The organism is Chryseobacterium sp. AG363, assembly GCF_003610675.1.
GTDB classification, from domain to species: domain Bacteria; phylum Bacteroidota; class Bacteroidia; order Flavobacteriales; family Weeksellaceae; genus Chryseobacterium; species Chryseobacterium cucumeris.
Genome location: NZ_RAQF01000005.1, coordinates 1 through 16,704 on the forward strand (window position 1 = coordinate 1; position 16,704 = coordinate 16,704).

10 protein-coding genes are annotated in these 16,704 nt (G+C 36.8%); 8 read left to right on the top strand and 2 right to left on the bottom strand.

Going from position 1 to position 16,704, the window contains the following annotated elements; all coding sequences use genetic code 11:
* Positions 1 to 685 precede the first annotated feature (685 nt).
* The 8 genes from DEU39_RS18475 to DEU39_RS18515 all read left to right on the top strand — a co-directional run bounded on the left by DEU39_RS18475 (position 686) and on the right by DEU39_RS18515 (position 11,556).
* Positions 686 to 2,008 carry a sigma-54-dependent transcriptional regulator gene (locus DEU39_RS18475; protein WP_120232936.1) on the top strand — a complete coding sequence of 441 codons (1,323 nt, stop codon included), beginning with the start codon at positions 686 to 688 and terminating at the stop codon, positions 2,006 to 2,008.
* Between the two features lie 436 nt (positions 2,009 to 2,444).
* Positions 2,445 to 4,139 carry a potassium-transporting ATPase subunit KdpA gene (gene kdpA, locus DEU39_RS18485; RefSeq protein WP_120232937.1) on the top strand — a complete coding sequence of 565 codons (1,695 nt, stop codon included), beginning with the start codon at positions 2,445 to 2,447 and terminating at the stop codon, positions 4,137 to 4,139.
* Positions 4,140 to 4,314: 175 nt separating this feature from the next.
* On the top strand, positions 4,315 to 6,354 hold the full coding sequence (kdpB, locus tag DEU39_RS18490) for a potassium-transporting ATPase subunit KdpB (RefSeq protein ID WP_120232938.1): 2,040 nt from the start codon (positions 4,315 to 4,317) through the stop codon (positions 6,352 to 6,354).
* 10 nt (positions 6,355 to 6,364) lie between these two features.
* Complete coding sequence (kdpC, locus tag DEU39_RS18495; RefSeq protein WP_120232939.1) at positions 6,365 to 6,922, top strand: potassium-transporting ATPase subunit KdpC; 558 nt, start codon at positions 6,365 to 6,367, stop codon at positions 6,920 to 6,922.
* A gap of 171 nt (positions 6,923 to 7,093) precedes the next feature.
* Positions 7,094 to 8,179 (top strand): porin, encoded by a 1,086-nt coding sequence (locus DEU39_RS18500; RefSeq protein WP_120232940.1) that lies wholly within the window; start codon positions 7,094 to 7,096, stop codon positions 8,177 to 8,179.
* A gap of 56 nt (positions 8,180 to 8,235) precedes the next feature.
* A complete protein-coding gene (locus DEU39_RS18505; protein WP_062676478.1) occupies positions 8,236 to 9,345 on the top strand; it encodes a histidine kinase in 1,110 nt (369 codons plus the stop codon).
* Between the two features lie 5 nt (positions 9,346 to 9,350).
* Positions 9,351 to 11,066, top strand: coding sequence for an ATP-binding protein (locus tag DEU39_RS18510; RefSeq protein WP_120232941.1), 1,716 nt, complete (start codon positions 9,351 to 9,353; stop codon positions 11,064 to 11,066).
* 31 nt (positions 11,067 to 11,097) lie between these two features.
* Complete coding sequence (locus tag DEU39_RS18515; RefSeq protein WP_120232942.1) at positions 11,098 to 11,556, top strand: hypothetical protein; 459 nt, start codon at positions 11,098 to 11,100, stop codon at positions 11,554 to 11,556.
* Positions 11,557 to 11,659: 103 nt separating this feature from the next.
* On the opposite strand, the gene DEU39_RS18520 is transcribed toward DEU39_RS18515, so the two are convergent.
* On the bottom strand, positions 11,660 to 14,389 hold the full coding sequence (locus tag DEU39_RS18520) for a T9SS type A sorting domain-containing protein (RefSeq protein WP_120232943.1): 2,730 nt from the start codon (positions 14,387 to 14,389) through the stop codon (positions 11,660 to 11,662).
* Between the two features lie 91 nt (positions 14,390 to 14,480).
* Complete coding sequence (gene ligA, locus DEU39_RS18525; protein ID WP_120232944.1) at positions 14,481 to 16,487, bottom strand: NAD-dependent DNA ligase LigA; 2,007 nt, start codon at positions 16,485 to 16,487, stop codon at positions 14,481 to 14,483.
* Between the last annotated feature and the right edge of the window lie 217 nt (positions 16,488 to 16,704).

Consider the following 16,704-nt stretch of genomic DNA (forward strand, 5'->3'; position numbering starts at 1 on the left):
GGTACTGCTAACGCGGGAGAGTAGGCCGCCGCCAGTTTTTATTTTATTTTTAAAAAACCTTTATCTTTACGATAAAGGTTTTTTTGTTATATACCCAAGTTAAGCTTATAAGTAATGAGTAATGAGCAATGAGTAATAATTGATAAACGATACATCAATCAACTATCATTGATCAACTATCACTTATCATTTATTACTTATGCTGGACAGCATACACTCCAATTGTCACTCCGTAGGAGTCTCAACAAAGTATTAGCACATAACTCAAATATTACTTTTACCTTTTTAATCCTTTAAAGACTATAATAAAGGAGGCTGGATTCCTGCGGAATAACACAGTAGGAAAGAAGCAGGCCAAATAAAAAGAAAGACGCCATTGCAACCAATAACTCCATTGGAAAAGATAACCACGGAATCCGTATCCCGAACTTCGTTACATCATTTTATAATTTATCATTGATGATTCATTCACCATCCTAGCCCCGATAGGAATGGTTACCCCGCAGCAGGCATGGAGACGTGCGGCTTTACTCAGGGCGGGAGCACAGGCGCGAGGAGTATGAATGGATAGCGGGAAACAGCTCCTGGTATCTCAAATGGTGTTAAGTAAACTATTTCCTTCTATTACCCCGTTTTCCTCGAATAAATTCAATAAGTTTGTACTAGTTTTCCAAAAATAATTACAATGTCAGGAAATATTCTGATCATCGATGATGAGATCAAACTCCTTAAATTACTAGGAATGATCCTTTCCCAAGAAAATTTTAATGTAAAAGAAGCTTCTACGGCGCGTTCGGCAATGACGATGCTGGAGCAATATGAATTTGATGTTGTTCTGAGCGATGTTCGTCTGCCTGATGCTTTTGGGGTAGAGCTGGTAAAGGCTATCAAAACCAAATATCCACAGCTTGAAATTATCCTGATGACGGCATTCGGTAATATTACGGATGCTGTACAGGCTATGAAGAACGGCGCTTATGATTATCTGGTGAAAGGAGATGATAATGAGAAAATAATCCCATTGGTGTATAAGGCTCTTGATAAGGTAAAAGACAATAAATCGAGGGTTGTTCAGCAGGCTGTGACGAAAGGGTTTAATCAGATAATAGGTAAATCACCACTTATTTTGCAGGCTAAGAAACTGGCTGAAAAAGTAGCTTTAACGGATGCTGCTGTTCTTCTTACAGGGGAAACCGGAACGGGTAAGGAAGTTTTTGCGAGTGCCATTCACGAAGGAAGTGACAGGAAGAAAAACAGTTTTGTAGCGATTAATTGTTCAGCATTCAGTAAAGAAATTCTGGAAAGCGAGCTTTTTGGTCATAAACAGGGTGCTTTTACTGGAGCTTTGAAAGATAAGAAAGGATTGATTGAAGAAGCTAACGGAGGAACTCTGTTTTTGGATGAAATCGGTGAGATGCCAATAGAACTTCAGGCAAAACTGCTCAGAGTTTTAGAAACCAGGGAATTTATCAAAATGGGTGAAACCAAAGTTTCTAAATCTGACTTCAGGTTAATTGCTGCTACCAACAGAGACCTGATAGATGAAATAAAGCAGGGAAATTTCAGAGAAGACCTTTATTTCAGGCTGAATGTCTTTGAGATCACGCTTCCGCCATTAAGAGAACGAAAAGAAGACCTGAAAGCTATTGCCAAGCATTTTATAGATATTTTTTCTCATAAACTTCATCTGACAGGGGTTCAGGTAAATCCTGATTACTATAAAGTACTGGAACGAAACGACTGGAAAGGAAATATCCGTGAACTGAGAAATGCCGTGGAACGCAGCTTGATTTTGATGGATAACAATATCCTTGACGCAGAAAGTCTTCCCCATTATTCGGAAAAAGCTGTTCCTGAAAGTGATTCTTTAAGTATCAGATCACTGGAAAAAATTCACATACAGAAGGTTCTACAGTATACAAAAGGTAACAAGGCAGAAGCTGCCCGTTTACTGGAAATCGGTATTGCCACATTGTACCGTAAACTTGAAGAATACGGATTAAAATAACCTTTTATCATTTTAATAAAGAGCCTATCATTTTGATAGGCTTTTCTGTTTTTATATGGTTTTGTGTTTTGTATTAATGTGTTGTTAGTCAATTAATTGACTGTTTGTTTTTCAAAATGGACTTTCTTTTGGCATATAGTCTTCGAATAAAATATTTAAAAATGACAATTTCAAGAAAAACGTTTAAAAAACGGGAGCAGTCGACTTTTAGTCTGCTGATTGTATCGTACGTATTGTTGACCCTTTTAACCCTAATGATTAAAATATGATGCTCATAAGTTTAATTCTGCTTTTTGCAGTATTGTTTTGGCTTTTGTATAAATCAGTTGAATTTTTTGATAGAATATAAATTATGTGGAGTTTATTTTTCCTCTCAATACTTGCCTTTGTGTATATCTGTTATGTTTTAATGAAACCTGAAAAATTTTAATTAGTCATGAATACAGAGATTTTAGGCATTATAGCAATGTTTGCTATCACATTAGTTATCGGAATATTTTTAGGGAAATATATAGCTAATGTCTACGGATACAAAAAGACTTTTCTGGATCCGGTTTTTGAACCCATTGAAAAGTTAATTTATAAAGTTTCGGGAATTAATCCTGCCCGCCAGATGAACTGGAAACAGAATATGTATGCCATGCTGGCGATCAATCTGGTTTGGTTCATCATAGGTTTCCTTCTTTTGCTGAATCAGGCATGGCTTCCTTTGAACCCTGATGGGAATCCAAATATGTCACCCGATCTGGCTTTTAATACAACCATTTCATTCTTAGTGAACTGTAATTTACAGCATTATTCAGGAGAAACAGGAGTAAGTTATCTGAGCCAGCTTTATCTGATGTTTTTACAGTTTGTTACGGCTGCAACGGGAATGGCGGCAATGGCTGTCCTTTTCAAGGCTTTTAAAGAAAAAACAAGTACCGAACTTGGGAACTTCTACGATTTTTTCACCAAATCAATGGTCAGAATCCTGGTTCCGGTAAGTGTAATTGTTGCTTTAGTACTTTCTATTAACGGAAGTCCGATGACATTCGAAGGAAAAGATCACATTATAACACTGGAAGGTCAGAAAGCAGATGTCTCCAGAGGGCCTGTATCTGCATTTGTTGCGATCAAACATTTGGGAACTAACGGAGGTGGATTTTTCGGAGCCAACTCTGCGCACCCGCTTGAAAATCCTAATTATATGACCAATATGACAGAGATGATCGCTCAGATGATCATTCCGTTTGCATTGGTATTTGCACTGGGTTTTTATCTGAATAAAAGAAAACTTTCATGGGTGATTTTTACGGTAATGACGGTCGGTTTTCTGGCACTTACCATTCCGAATATCGTGAATGAAACAGGAGGAAATCCTTTGATCACAAAAATGGGAACAGATAACAGCCTGGGAGCTATGGAAGGTAAAGAAATCCGTTTCGGAAGTGCAGCGTCCGGCTACTGGAGTATTGCAACCACAGTTATTTCAACAGGATCTGTGAACTCAATGCATGACAGTACAATGCCGCTTTCTGGAATGAATGAATTGCTTGCGATGATGATCAACTGCTTCTACGGAGGCTGTGGAGTCGGAATTCTGAACTATTTCATCTTTATCATTCTTGCTGTATTTATCAGTGGTCTGATGGTGGGACGAACGCCAGAATTTATGGGTAAAAAGATTGAGGCTAAAGAGATGAAAATCGCAATGATTGTGGCTTTATTCCATCCTTTTTTAATTCTTGCAGGAACCGCTTTAACGGCTTATCTACCAGAATTTGGAGCAAAGACACTGAATAATCCCGGCTTCCATGGTTTCAGTGAAATGCTGTATGAGTTTACTTCTTCTGCAGCGAATAACGGATCCGGGTTTGAAGGGTTGGGAGACAATACACCCTGGTGGAATATCTCAACGGGAATTGTACTGTTACTCTCAAGATTTATCCCGATCATAGGACCGGTAGCTATTGCAGGTCTGTTGGCACAGAAGAAATATATCCCTGAAAGTTCAGGAACACTGAAGACAGATACGGCAACTTTCGGATTCATGACTCTGGCAGTGATTTTACTGATTGCAGCGTTGTCTTTCTTCCCTGCATTGACTTTAGGTCCTATTGCAGAGCAGATTCAATATTTCTCAAAATAAATTTGAACATTAAAAATTAAAATCAATATTCAACCATTAAGGAAGCTGAAAAGTGTAAGGAAACTAGTCTGACACTTACGAAACGTTCACTTAATATTATCCATATCTATCCTTATTATCCGGCAGACCTTGATGGTTACTATTGATTTACAATGATATAAATTCTTTCAAAAAAATGAAAAATCAGTCACAAACATTGTTTCAAAGAGATTTGGTCAACGAAGCGATAAAACAGTCCTTCGTAAAGCTGAATCCGAAAATTATGTTTAAAAATCCGGTAATGTTCCTGGTGGAAATCGGAACCATCGTCATGTTTATCGTAAGCATGTTCAGCCTTACCGGTGATAAAACCCAGGGAAGCTTTTCCTACAACTTTTTAGTATTTATAATTTTATTTTTCACCGTTTTGTTTGCCAATTTTGCAGAAGCTATTGCAGAGGCAAGGGGAAAAGCGCAGGCTGATACCCTTAGAAAAACAAGGGAAGAAACTCCGGCCAAACTGGTACTTGATAACAAGCCGGGATTTCAGGTAGAAACAAGGCTGAAGATGTCTGCTGAAATGACCTTAGGTGATATTTTCCTTTGTGAAGCCGGAGATCAGATTCCGATGGATGGTGAGATTATTGAAGGTCTTGCTACCATTGATGAGTCTGCTATTACCGGAGAAAGTGCACCTGTCATCCGTGAAGCGGGTGGAGACAAAAGTTCTGTAACGGGAGGAACGAAAGTATTGTCAGACAGAATTAAAGTAAGAGTAACCACAAAACCCGGAGAATCCTTCTTAGATAAAATGATTGCTCTTGTAGAAGGAGCGTCAAGACAGAAAACACCCAACGAAATCGCATTAACCATACTTTTAGCAGGATTCACGCTTACATTTATTATTGTTACCCTCACTTTAAAACCTTTTGCAGACTATGCGCAGACTCCGATTACCATAGCGGCATTTATATCTCTTTTCGTTTGTCTTATTCCGACAACCATCGGAGGCCTGCTTTCTGCAATCGGGATAGCGGGGATGGACAGAGCGCTGAGAGCGAATGTGATTACTAAAAGTGGAAAAGCAGTGGAAACTGCAGGAGATATTGATGTATTGCTTTTGGATAAAACCGGAACAATTACCATCGGAAACAGAAAAGCAACTCAATTTCACCCTGCGAATGGAATTCAGCTTGAAGAATTTATTAAAGCTTCTGCATTAAGTTCTGTAGCGGATGAAACACCGGAAGGGAAATCTATTATTGAACTAAGTGCTTTAAAACCTGAAGATTTATTAGTTGCTAACCCTACTTATATCGATTTTACTGCAGAAACAAGAACTTCAGGAATTGATTTTGATGAAACAAGAATCCGTAAAGGAGCTTACGATACAATAAAAAAACTGACTGAAAAAGCCGGGAATATCTTCCCGCAGGAAACCCAGGATGCGGTAACCAAAATTTCTGAAAACGGAGGAACTCCTTTAGTAGTAGCTGTTAATGAAAAAGTTTGGGGCGTTATTGAACTTCAGGATATTATTAAAACCGGAATTCAGGAACGTTTCCAGAGACTGAGAAAAATGGGAGTGAAAACGGTAATGGTAACAGGAGATAATCCTCTGACTGCAAAATTCATTGCTGAAAAAGCAGGGGTAGACGACTTTATTGCCGAAGCTAAACCTGAAGACAAAATGAATTATATCAAAAAGGAACAGCAGGAAGGTAAGCTGGTAGCGATGATGGGAGACGGAACCAATGATGCTCCGGCACTAGCCCAGGCAGATGTAGGTGTTGCGATGAACAGCGGAACGCAGGCTGCTAAAGAAGCCGGCAACATGGTAGACCTGGATAATGACCCTACAAAGCTGATCGAAATTGTAGAAATCGGTAAACAGCTATTGATGACCAGAGGAACGTTGACCACTTTCAGTATTGCAAACGACGTAGCAAAGTATTTTGCCATTATTCCGGCGCTCTTTATCACTTTTATTCCTTCTCTTCAGAAGCTGAACATTATGAACCTTCACAGTCCTGAAACAGCCATATTATCAGCGGTTATTTTCAATGCGGTGATTATTCCGTTCCTGATTCCGCTGGCGTTGAAAGGAGTTGCTTACAAGCCCATCGGTGCCAGTGCATTATTAAGAAGAAACCTTTTGATCTATGGGTTAGGCGGAGTAATCGTTCCGTTCATCGGAATCAAAATCATTGATCTGGTAATCAGTTTATTCTATTAAAATTAAAAAAATGAAAAATCATATTGTTTCAGCATTCAGATTAACTCTTGTAATGTTGCTAGTTACAGGTATTTATCTGGCAGTGGTTTATGGAGGTTCTAAAATACTTCCTAACAAAGGAAACGGAGAAATTGTTTACAATAAAGGGCAGAAGTTTTATGCCAATATCGGGCAGGAATTTAAGTCTGAAAAATATTTCCACGGTCGTCCATCCTCTGTCGATTATAACGCAGCAGGAAGTGGAGGAAGCAACAAAGGTCCAAGCAATAAAGAATATCTGGAAATTGTACAGAAAAGAATTGATACTTTAAAAATGGACAATCCTGAAATGGGTAATGCTAAAGTTCCTGTAGAATTGGTAACCGCCAGCGGAAGCGGACTGGATCCGGATATTTCTCAAGAAGGAGCTTTATACCAGGCAAAAAGAATTGCAAAAGTGAGAAGTATTTCAGAGGAAGAGATCAAAAGCTTAATTAATAATCAGACTGAAAAGCCTTTCTTAGGACTTTTCGGACCATCAAAAGTAAATGTTCTGAAGCTTAATATTGCTTTAGATCAATTAAAATAATTCAAATCATACAATGATAAAAAGAAGAATTGAAGTCATTAAGATGATTGAAGGAGCTACACAAAAAAATCTACGATTTTAAAATATTTCTCATTTATAATTCGCTGGTAAATCCTTATCTTTTCTTAATAGCTAAATTCTTCTTATCCTCTTAAATAATATAAAAATAAAGTGAAAAAATATTTAGTTATAGGAGCCGTATTGGGAATATTTTTCTCAAAAGCCCAATCATCAGATTCATTAAAAACAAGTAATAAAGTGACCTTTTCCGCTTATGCAGAACTTTTTTATACGTATGATTTTAATGAACCAGGTAATCATATTCGTCAAAACTTTTTGTATTCCTATAACAGGCATAATGAAATGAATCTTAATCTGGGATTGGTTAAAGCCAATTACCAGAGTGAAAATATCCGTGCCAACGTTGCTTTAATGGCAGGAACTTATGCTCAGGATAATATGGCTGCCGAACAAAATGCACTACGTTATGTAAACGAAGCCAATGTTGGAATCAGATTATCAAAAAATAAAAACTTATGGATTGATGCAGGGATCATGCCTTCCCATATTGGATGGGAAAGTGCCATAGGAAAAGACAATGTTAATCTGACAAGAAGTCTGGCCGCTGAAAACTCACCTTATTTCGAAACAGGAGCCAAAATTTCTTATACCTCAGATAATGGAAAATGGTTTGTAAGCGGATTGGTATTGAACGGATGGCAACGTATTGCCAAACCTGAGGGAAACCAGAGTATTTCTTTTGGTCACCAGGTAACCTATAAACCAACTGATAAAATTACCCTGAACAGCAGTTCATTCATAGGGAATGATAAAGCAAAAGAGGACAAAAGAATGCGTTACTTCCATGATTTGTACGGAAGCTTTCAGATAACAGATCAGTTTTCGGCTGTATTGGGATTTGATATTGGCGCTGAGCAGAAATCAAAAGGAAGCGAGCAGTATAATATCTGGTACAGTCCGAATGTTCAGATGAAATATCAATTGGACAACAAATGGGCATTAGCGGGAAGACTGGAATATTATAATGATAAAAACGGCGTGATTATCAGTACAGAAACTCCCAATGGATTTCAGACCTTCGGATATTCTCTCAATGTAGACTATGCCATATTCAAAAATGTAGTTTTCCGTACAGAAGCGAGAGGTTTTACTTCAAAAGATGCCATTTTTGCTAAAAATGATGAATTTAAAAAAGGAAATTTCTTTATAACGTCAAGTTTAGCGGTCTGGTTTTAATATCGGTTTAGTCACAGAGAATAGTGCTTAAAGTAAAATTAAAAACAATAAAATCAATGTCATCAGCAAAAGATTTTTTAGAACTGATTCAAAAATCCCGTAAAGGAAAATTCAAAATTTATATAGGGATGAGTGCAGGTGTAGGAAAGACCTTCCGTATGCTCCAGGAAGCGCATTCCCTTTTGCGAAATGGCATTGATGTAAAGATTGGCTATATTGAAACGCATGGCCGTGAAGAAACTGAAGATCTTGTAGAAGGAATTCCTCAAATTGAAAGGAAATCAGTCTTTTATAAAGGAAAAAATCTTGAAGAAATGGATCTTCAGGCTATCATCAACGAACATCCTGAAGTGGTTCTGGTAGATGAACTTGCCCATACCAACGTAGAAGGTTCTAAAAATAAAAAAAGATGGCAGGATGTGCTGGAAATTCTTGATAACGGGATCAATGTCATCAGTGCCATGAATATCCAGCATATCGAAAGCCTGAATGAAGAGGTTAAGAAAATTACCGGAGTCGAAGTAACAGAGCGGGTTCCGGATAAAATACTGGCGCTAGCAGATGAAGTAGTCAATATTGACCTTACCGCAGATGAATTGCTGACCCGATTAAAAGAAGGAAAAATCTATAAAAAGGAAAAAATTCAGACCGCTCTGAGCAATTTCTTTCAAAGCGGACATATTCTTCAGCTTCGTGAACTGGCTTTAAAAGAAGTAGCCACCCACGTGGAAAGAAAGGTAGAGACAGAGATCAAAACCGAAAATTTTAAGCCCATAAAATTCCTGGCCTGCATCAGCAGTAATGAGAAGATTGCCAAAACAATTATCCGTAAAACTGCCAGATTAGCCAGCTACTATAACAGTCCATGGACTGTTTTGTACGTTCAGAAGCCTTCTGAAAATCCGGAAAAAATTGCATTGGACAAACAACGGTATTTAATTAATAATTTTAATTTAGCACAGGAATTAGGTGCCAAAGTAGTCCGCATCAAAGAAAGCAGTGTCCACAACGGGATTCTGGAATATGTGATTGCTCATAACATCACGACGGTCTGTATTGGAAAACCTCACGCCAGTTTCTGGCAGCGAATGTTGGGATACAGCTGGATCTATACCCTTATGAACAGGCTGAATGAAAGACAGATAGATATTATTATTTTATCTTAAAAGTAATGAAACTTAAAACGAAACTTACCTTAGGCGTGGGCCTTTTATTTTTACTGATCGTTCTGCTTTCAGTGATAGGTTCTGTATACATCAATAAATTAAAATCCGATACTGAAAAGATCCTTACGGCCAATTACAACAGCCTGGAATTTTCCAAAAATATGCTTTTGGCATTGGATAATATCAGTACAGACAGTACCGTTGCCATAGCAGATTTTCGAAAAAATAATAAGCTTCAGGAAAAGAACCTTACAGAATTTGGAGAAAAAGAAGCCACTCAGAATCTGAATCTGCATTTCAACAGCTACCTTAAAGCTCCCGATATCAATAAAGAAAAGCTTATCCGTGAAGATCTTTCGAAGATCATGTCTTTGAATATGAAGGGAATAGAACGAAAAAGTGACATTGCGATTATAACAGCAGAAAATGCTACTTTTTGGATCGTAAGTTTAGGTACTGTATGCTTTCTGATTGCTTTTATCCTGCTTTTCAATTTGCCGCAAACCATTGCAGAGCCTATCAATCAATTGACCTTCAGTATCAAACAGATTGCCGATAAAAACTATAGCGAGAGGGTTCATTTTAAAGGAAGTGAAGAATTCAACAGTCTGGCAGATTCCTTCAATACCATGGCGGAGAAACTTCAGGAGTACGAAAGCAGCACGCTTTCCAAGCAGCTGATGGATAAAAAACGGATCGAAACGTTGGTCAATAATATGCATGATGCGGTAATTGGTCTGGATGAGAATCATTTTATCTACATGATCAATGATGAAGCTTTAAAGATCACGAATCTCCATAAGGAAGATATTATTGGAAAAACGGCTCATGAAGTAGCCATCAATAATGATCTGATGCGTGAACTGCTGAAAAATATAGATCATCCGGTAAAAGATCCGATTAAAATTGTCCGCGATAATAAGGAAAACTATTTTGAACAGGATATTATTCCCATCAATATTGTAAAAACAGGAGAAAAGGAGAAAAAAAATATAGGAAAGGTAATATTGTTGAGAAACATTACGCCTTTTAAAGAGCTTGATTTTGCCAAAACCAACTTCATTGCAACCATTTCCCATGAATTGAAAACCCCGATTTCAGCGATCAAAATGGGTGTTCAGCTTCTTGGAAACCAAAAGTTCGGAGAACTGAATGCGCAGCAGCAGGAATTGTTGAAAAGTATCAATGAAGACGGGCAGCGTTTATTGGATATCACTGGAGAATTGCTGAATCTTTCTCAGGTAGAATCCGGAAATATCAGACTGACCGTAGAAAAATGTTCCCCAAAAGAAATTGTACAGACTGCTGTAAAGAATGTTGAAAAACTGGCGGAGCAGAAAAATATCTCCATCAGCACAGAATATCTTCTGGAAGACAGTGATGCGGTGACCGCAGATTTTGATAAAACCGTCTGGGTGATGAATAACTTTCTTACCAATGCGGTAAAGCACTCTTTTCAGGATGAAAATATTAAGATTGTGGTAGAAAAACTCAATGCATTTATTCAGTTCAGTATTATTGATACCGGAAGCGGAATTGATGAAAAATACCACCGCCAGATCTTTGACCGCTATTTCCAGGTTCCCGGAGAACATCAGAACGGGACGGGGCTGGGCTTAGCAATCTCCAAGAATTTCATTGAAAAACAACATGGAGAAATAGGAGTGAAGAGTTCTCTGAATAATGGAAGTACGTTTTATTTCAGACTGCCGGTTTCATAAGGATTATTTTATATTTGCGATAAAAATAGAAATGAGAAAAACGTTAGGACTCCTATTATTCTCAGTTGTACTGAGTATTCAGGTCTCTGCACAAACATTCACAGTAGAACAGCTTAACAGTTTCAACAAACTTACGATGGATGAGTTTAAAAAAGAAATGAAACAGCTTCAGTTCAAGTTTTATGACAGAACAGAAGGCGTAAGCTTCCTTTTAACCGAATACGAAGCTCCGAACTATACCTCGAAAATCGGAAAGTTTGAATACAAAGAAGAAAAATATGAAGATCGGATTGAGTTTGAGTTTAATGACAAAAAAGACTATGAGCAGTATCTTAAACTGATATCGACTGCCGGGTATAAAGAAACCGAGAAAGGAAAGATTATCACCAAAGAGCTTTATACAGATTACTACAGGAATAAAGAACATATCAGGATGATTCTGCCAAAATCAGGAGAAAACGCTCCGTATACTATTATTGTTTTTAAGTAAACAAGATTATATATATTCCGAAGATACCTGAAAATATTGATTCTTAATAAATAAAAAGGCTGTGATAGATTTCACAGCCTTCTTTGTTATTCATTTTATAAATTTAATCCTTAATAAACTTCTGTACAATTACTTTGTCTTTCGTGAAAGCTTTTAGAATATAGTTTCCTTTAGAAAGTTCAGAAACAGAAATTGAGTTTCCTGTTACACTTAATGAGCTGATAATTCTTCCAGTCGCATCATAGATTTCAGCTTTGATGATTTCCTGCTTGGATCTGATATTTAAAACATCTTTTGCAGGATTAGGATAAACAGAAATACTCTGGTTTTCTTTATCAATTTCTGCTGTTGCCAATACATTTTGAACGCTTGTCGTATAAGTATTGGTAATAATCGGATGGTTGTAATCGAAATAGATTTTGGCTGTATTACTGAAGCTGTTCCCGATATTTAAGGTCGATTTTGTTTTAATCTTAAATGAAACATATCCGTCATTATTGGCATCATCAAAAGGGAGTTGGATGTTTTCAAAGATGAATTCTACGGTATTCGGATTGGTAATTCTTGTCACAAAATTGTGGCTTCCGTTTAACGCTACCAGGGAAGATATATCAAATTTAGTAATGTCAATTTCATCTTTTACCACAATGTTCTGTGCATTGGCTGTTCCTGTATTTTCAAATCTGATCAGGTAATGTACATAGTCTCCCACCTGGGTTTGTGCAATAGTAGTTCCTTCAAGACAAGTCTTATCATTCGGGTCAAAAGAATTAACAACCGTTTGGTTCAATGTGAAGGTATTGTCAGCAGGTGTTTCGTCTGTAGCTCCATTGATTTGTACTGTGTAATGTAAAATATCACCTCCATTTAGCGGTGGAGCCTGTGTTGGTGTATTTAATTTCAATGTTACTGTGATCTCTTTCTGCTGTAAAGGAAGAAGATTGGTGAAATTCCAGATCAAAGTTCCTGTGGATTGGGTATCGGGAGAAACGGTTGCATTCAGGAAATTCATTAGGTTATCATTGAAATTGAAAACAACATTTCCGGATTGGGCAACTGTTCCCTTATTTTTGTAAATAATTTTGTATTTTGTATCAAATCCCGGAACGGCAGCCGTAGTAGGAATAATTAAGACTTCAAGATCATTATGGGTTCCGTTCGATGTTAAGCAGAAATTTTGAGTCAATAGACTTGTTTGGGATGGGAAATTTACTGTCAAAGAACTTGGTGAAATTGTCCAATAGGCAGGATTTTCTAAAACGGGAGTTAGTGTATGGGTTCCGGCTCCTACAGCAATAGAATGATTTCCAGAATTGTTGGCAATAAAAGTTGCTGACACAGATCCATTAGTAATATTAAATTGCTGTAATGCTTTATTTAAATCATTGGAGTCACATCCATTCCCATTACTATCATATTTTGTATTTCCTTGAATTGTGTAAGAACTACCACCCGGAGTAAAAGAACAGTAAGAATTAATTACAACAGCAGAATTAATTCCGTTATAGTTAACGTAATACGCGAAATTATCAATTTGATTCGGATCACAACAAATATACTTTAATAAATTATTAGAGCTAAAGTTACACATGTGGGCTTGTAATGCTCCATTTTTTGCAAAAAGAAATTTTAAATTATTGGAGCTGCAGTTTATGCTTGTTAAAAGTGGATTATGAGTAATATCCAAAGTCTGTAAATTATTACCTCCACAACCTAAGCTGTTTAAGTTTGATAACATTGAAAGATCTAAGGTTGTGAGGCTATTATTAGTACAATTTAATGACATTAATAGAAGAGAGGATTGTAAATTGAGATTTTGCAGCATATTTGATGAGCAGTTAAGAACTTTGAGAGCAGGAGTATTTTGGAGATTAAGATTGTTAATATTATTGAACCCACATTCCAGACTTTCTAATAGATTGTGATTGCTTACATTCAATGAGGTTAACATATTATTATTGATGTTAAAATCCACCAGATTATTAAGTGTACTGATATCGATGCTAGATAATTTATTATTAAAGATTTGTAAGGTATTGATACTTGAACTATTAGTTAAATTTATACTTTGCAAATTAGATCCATACGTACAATATACTTTTTTTAATTCAGGTAAGTTCTGAAGATTTAAAGAAGGTAAGGCGTAAAGTTTTGTAAGCTGCACTTCATTCAGCATATTACAACCCTGTAAGTTCAGGCTTGTTAAAATATCCATTTCCTCAAGACGTACGTTTTTAAGAGTAGGTTTATTGCTTAAATCCAAGGAAACGATAGGAGCTTTAAACATCATTACAGTTTCCAAATTCGGAAGATTTTGAAAGGTCATACTAAACGGATTTGAACTTACTCCCACAACAATATTTTTAAGAGAAGTACTTTGTATATCCAATGCAGTAAACCCATGGTTAGAAATATCTAAATTTTTTAATTTAGGACAATTTTGAATGTCAAGAGAAGCAACACCATTGTTGTTTACAACTAATTTTTCTAGATTAGGAAGGCTTAAATTGATGTTTGTAAGATTGTTTCTGTTAAGATCTAAAGAAACTAGATTAATAAAACTTTCAATTCCTGAAAGATTTGACATATAATTTGTATTCGGAGAAGATGATAAATCAAGATAACTAAGATTTATAGCTTCAGATACTTGAATTTGCCCATCATTATTCAGATCAATCTTAGTCCATGTTCCGGCTAAATTTTTAGCTATCTGATTAGTATTACTGTTAGCGCTCAATAATTTTGTCATAAAATTGGTATCAGTAATATTGACAGTTTGTGCCTGAAATATGGCAAAAAATATCATAAAGATAATTAAGTAGAGTTTTTTCATGGATTAGTTTAGTAGCTTATTTAATTAAAAAGGCAAAAATAAACCATTAAGACAATATCTTAATGGTTTATTTAATATTATTTTGATTTTCTTACTGTTTCTCAATCAAATCCAGAAACTGCTGCTCATCCAGGATTTCAATTGTTCCGATATCCTGTGCTTTTTTCAGCTTGCTTCCTGCTTTTTCACCTACTACAAGATAATTGAGGTTTTTTGAAACCGCAGAAATATTTTTTCCGCCATGCTTTTCTACCATTTCCTCAGCAGCTTCTCTGGTGAATAATGACAATTTTCCGGTGAAAAGGAATGTTTTTCCTTCCAGAACATTCGATAATACTTCATTGGTGCTTTCTCCCTTCTCAAGCTGTACTCCGTAAGATTTCAATCGCTCGATCATTAATACATTTTCAGAATTCTGGAAGAAATCGACAATGCTTAGTGCAATCTTTGCTCCGATGTCTTCTACCTGGCAAAGCTCTTCTACCGTAGCATTCTTTAATTCTTCAATCGTCGGGAAGTTTTTAACCAGTTTCTTGGCAACTGTTTCCCCTACATGCTTGATCCCGATTCCGTATAAAACTTTTTCAAAAGGAATTTCTTTGGATTTTTCAATTCCTGTGATGATATTCTGAGCCGATTTCTCAGCCATTCTTTCGAGTGGAAGAAGCTGTTCTTTTGTTAAAACATAGAAGTCGGCAGGATTTTCAATCAGTCTTTCTCTGTACAGCTGTTCAATCGTTTCACTTCCAAGATTATCAATATTCAAAGCTTTTCTGGAAACATAGTGGATCATTCTTCCTACAACCTGTGGCGGGCAGTGAAGCTCGTTCGGGCAGAAATGGATGGCCTGATCCTCAATTTTTACCAGCTCGGTACCACATTCAGGGCAATGTTTGATATATTCAATTTCTTTGCTTTCTTCAGTTCTTTTATCTGTGTTTACCCCTACGATTTTCGGAATAATTTCACCTCCTTTTTCTACATACACGAAATCATGTTCATGAAGATCCAGCTTTTTGATGATATCTTCATTGTGCAGAGAAGCTCTTTTCACAATGGTTCCGGCCAGTAAAACAGGTTTAAGATTAGCAACAGGAGTAATAGCTCCGGTTCTTCCCACCTGATAAGAAACGCTTTGAAGTTCTGTTTCTACTTTTTCCGCTTTAAATTTATAAGCCATAGCCCAACGCGGAGATTTGGCCGTATAGCCAAGTTGTCTCTGCTGCTGTAGTGAATTCACTTTTAAAACAATACCATCAATTTCAAAAGGAAGATTATGACGTTCTGTGTCCCAGAAAGTAATAAATTCCTGTACCTCAGCCATTGTTTTACATAATTTGGCCTGCTGGGAGGTTTTGAAGCCCCAGCTCTGAGCTTTCTGAAGCAGTTCCCAATGGCTTTCAGCAGGAACTTCATCAGAAATAAACTGATACAATACAGAAGAAAGTCCGCGTTTTCTTACCTCAGCGCTGTCCTGCATTTTCAGACTTCCGCTGGCCGTATTTCTTGGATTCATGAAGGGATCAAGACCTTCTTCCTCACGAAGTTTATTAATTTTGTCAAAGTTTTTTCGGGTCAGATAAATTTCTCCACGCATGAAAAAATGATTCGGGAAGTCCCCTTTTAAAGTCAGAGGAATATCTGAAATGGTACGTACATTCGGGGTAATCTCATCACCCTGGAAACCGTCTCCACGGGTCACAGCCTGTGAAAGCTTACCGTTTTCATAAAGAATAGAAATGGAAGCACCGTCGTATTTCAGCTCAGCAACGAATTCTACCGGATCGTCAATCGTTTTGATGATTCTCTTTTCCCAGTCTTCCAGATCGTCAAAATCATAGGAATTGTCCAGAGAATACATCCTGAACTTATGCTGAATCGTGGGGAAAACCTTGGTAACACCACCACCTACACGAACTGTAGGAGAATTTTCATCGTAAAACTCTGGGTACCTGGCCTCCAGATCCTGTAGCTCCTCCAGAAGCATGTCAAATTCATAATCTGTAATGGTGGGAGTATCCAGTTGGTAGTAATTTTCGTTATGCTGGTGAAGTTCCTTACGAAGCTGTTCTATCTTTTGTTGAATGTTTTCAGACATTGGGTTTCTATCTTTTGAGCAAAAATAACTAAAGTAATTGCATTTAAAAAATAACAGAATAAAATAGTATAGGAAAATTAAAAATGCTTAATATGCTTTAACAGATTGGTTCTGTATAACATAAAACATATGTTTAAACTAATTTAACATAACGTTCTGATTTAATTAAAAAAATGTTAAACCTTTCTTAAACACCCCGCTCTTAAAGTCAAAATAC

What these genes read in the sequence shown, in the direction of transcription:
- kdpB (WP_120232938.1), top strand. Translation starts at nt 4,315, where the DNA reads ATGAAAAATCAGTCACAAACATTGTTTCAAAGAGATTTGGTCAACGAA.
- kdpC (WP_120232939.1), top strand. Translation starts at nt 6,365, where the DNA reads ATGAAAAATCATATTGTTTCAGCATTCAGATTAACTCTTGTAATGTTG.
- kdpA (WP_120232937.1), top strand. Translation starts at nt 2,445, where the DNA reads ATGAATACAGAGATTTTAGGCATTATAGCAATGTTTGCTATCACATTA.
- DEU39_RS18505 (WP_062676478.1), top strand. Translation starts at nt 8,236, where the DNA reads ATGTCATCAGCAAAAGATTTTTTAGAACTGATTCAAAAATCCCGTAAA.
- DEU39_RS18510 (WP_120232941.1), top strand. Translation starts at nt 9,351, where the DNA reads ATGAAACTTAAAACGAAACTTACCTTAGGCGTGGGCCTTTTATTTTTA.
- ligA (WP_120232944.1), bottom strand. Translation starts at nt 16,487, where the DNA reads ATGTCTGAAAACATTCAACAAAAGATAGAACAGCTTCGTAAGGAACTT.
- DEU39_RS18515 (WP_120232942.1), top strand. Translation starts at nt 11,098, where the DNA reads ATGAGAAAAACGTTAGGACTCCTATTATTCTCAGTTGTACTGAGTATT.
- DEU39_RS18475 (WP_120232936.1), top strand. Translation starts at nt 686, where the DNA reads ATGTCAGGAAATATTCTGATCATCGATGATGAGATCAAACTCCTTAAA.
- DEU39_RS18520 (WP_120232943.1), bottom strand. Translation starts at nt 14,389, where the DNA reads ATGAAAAAACTCTACTTAATTATCTTTATGATATTTTTTGCCATATTT.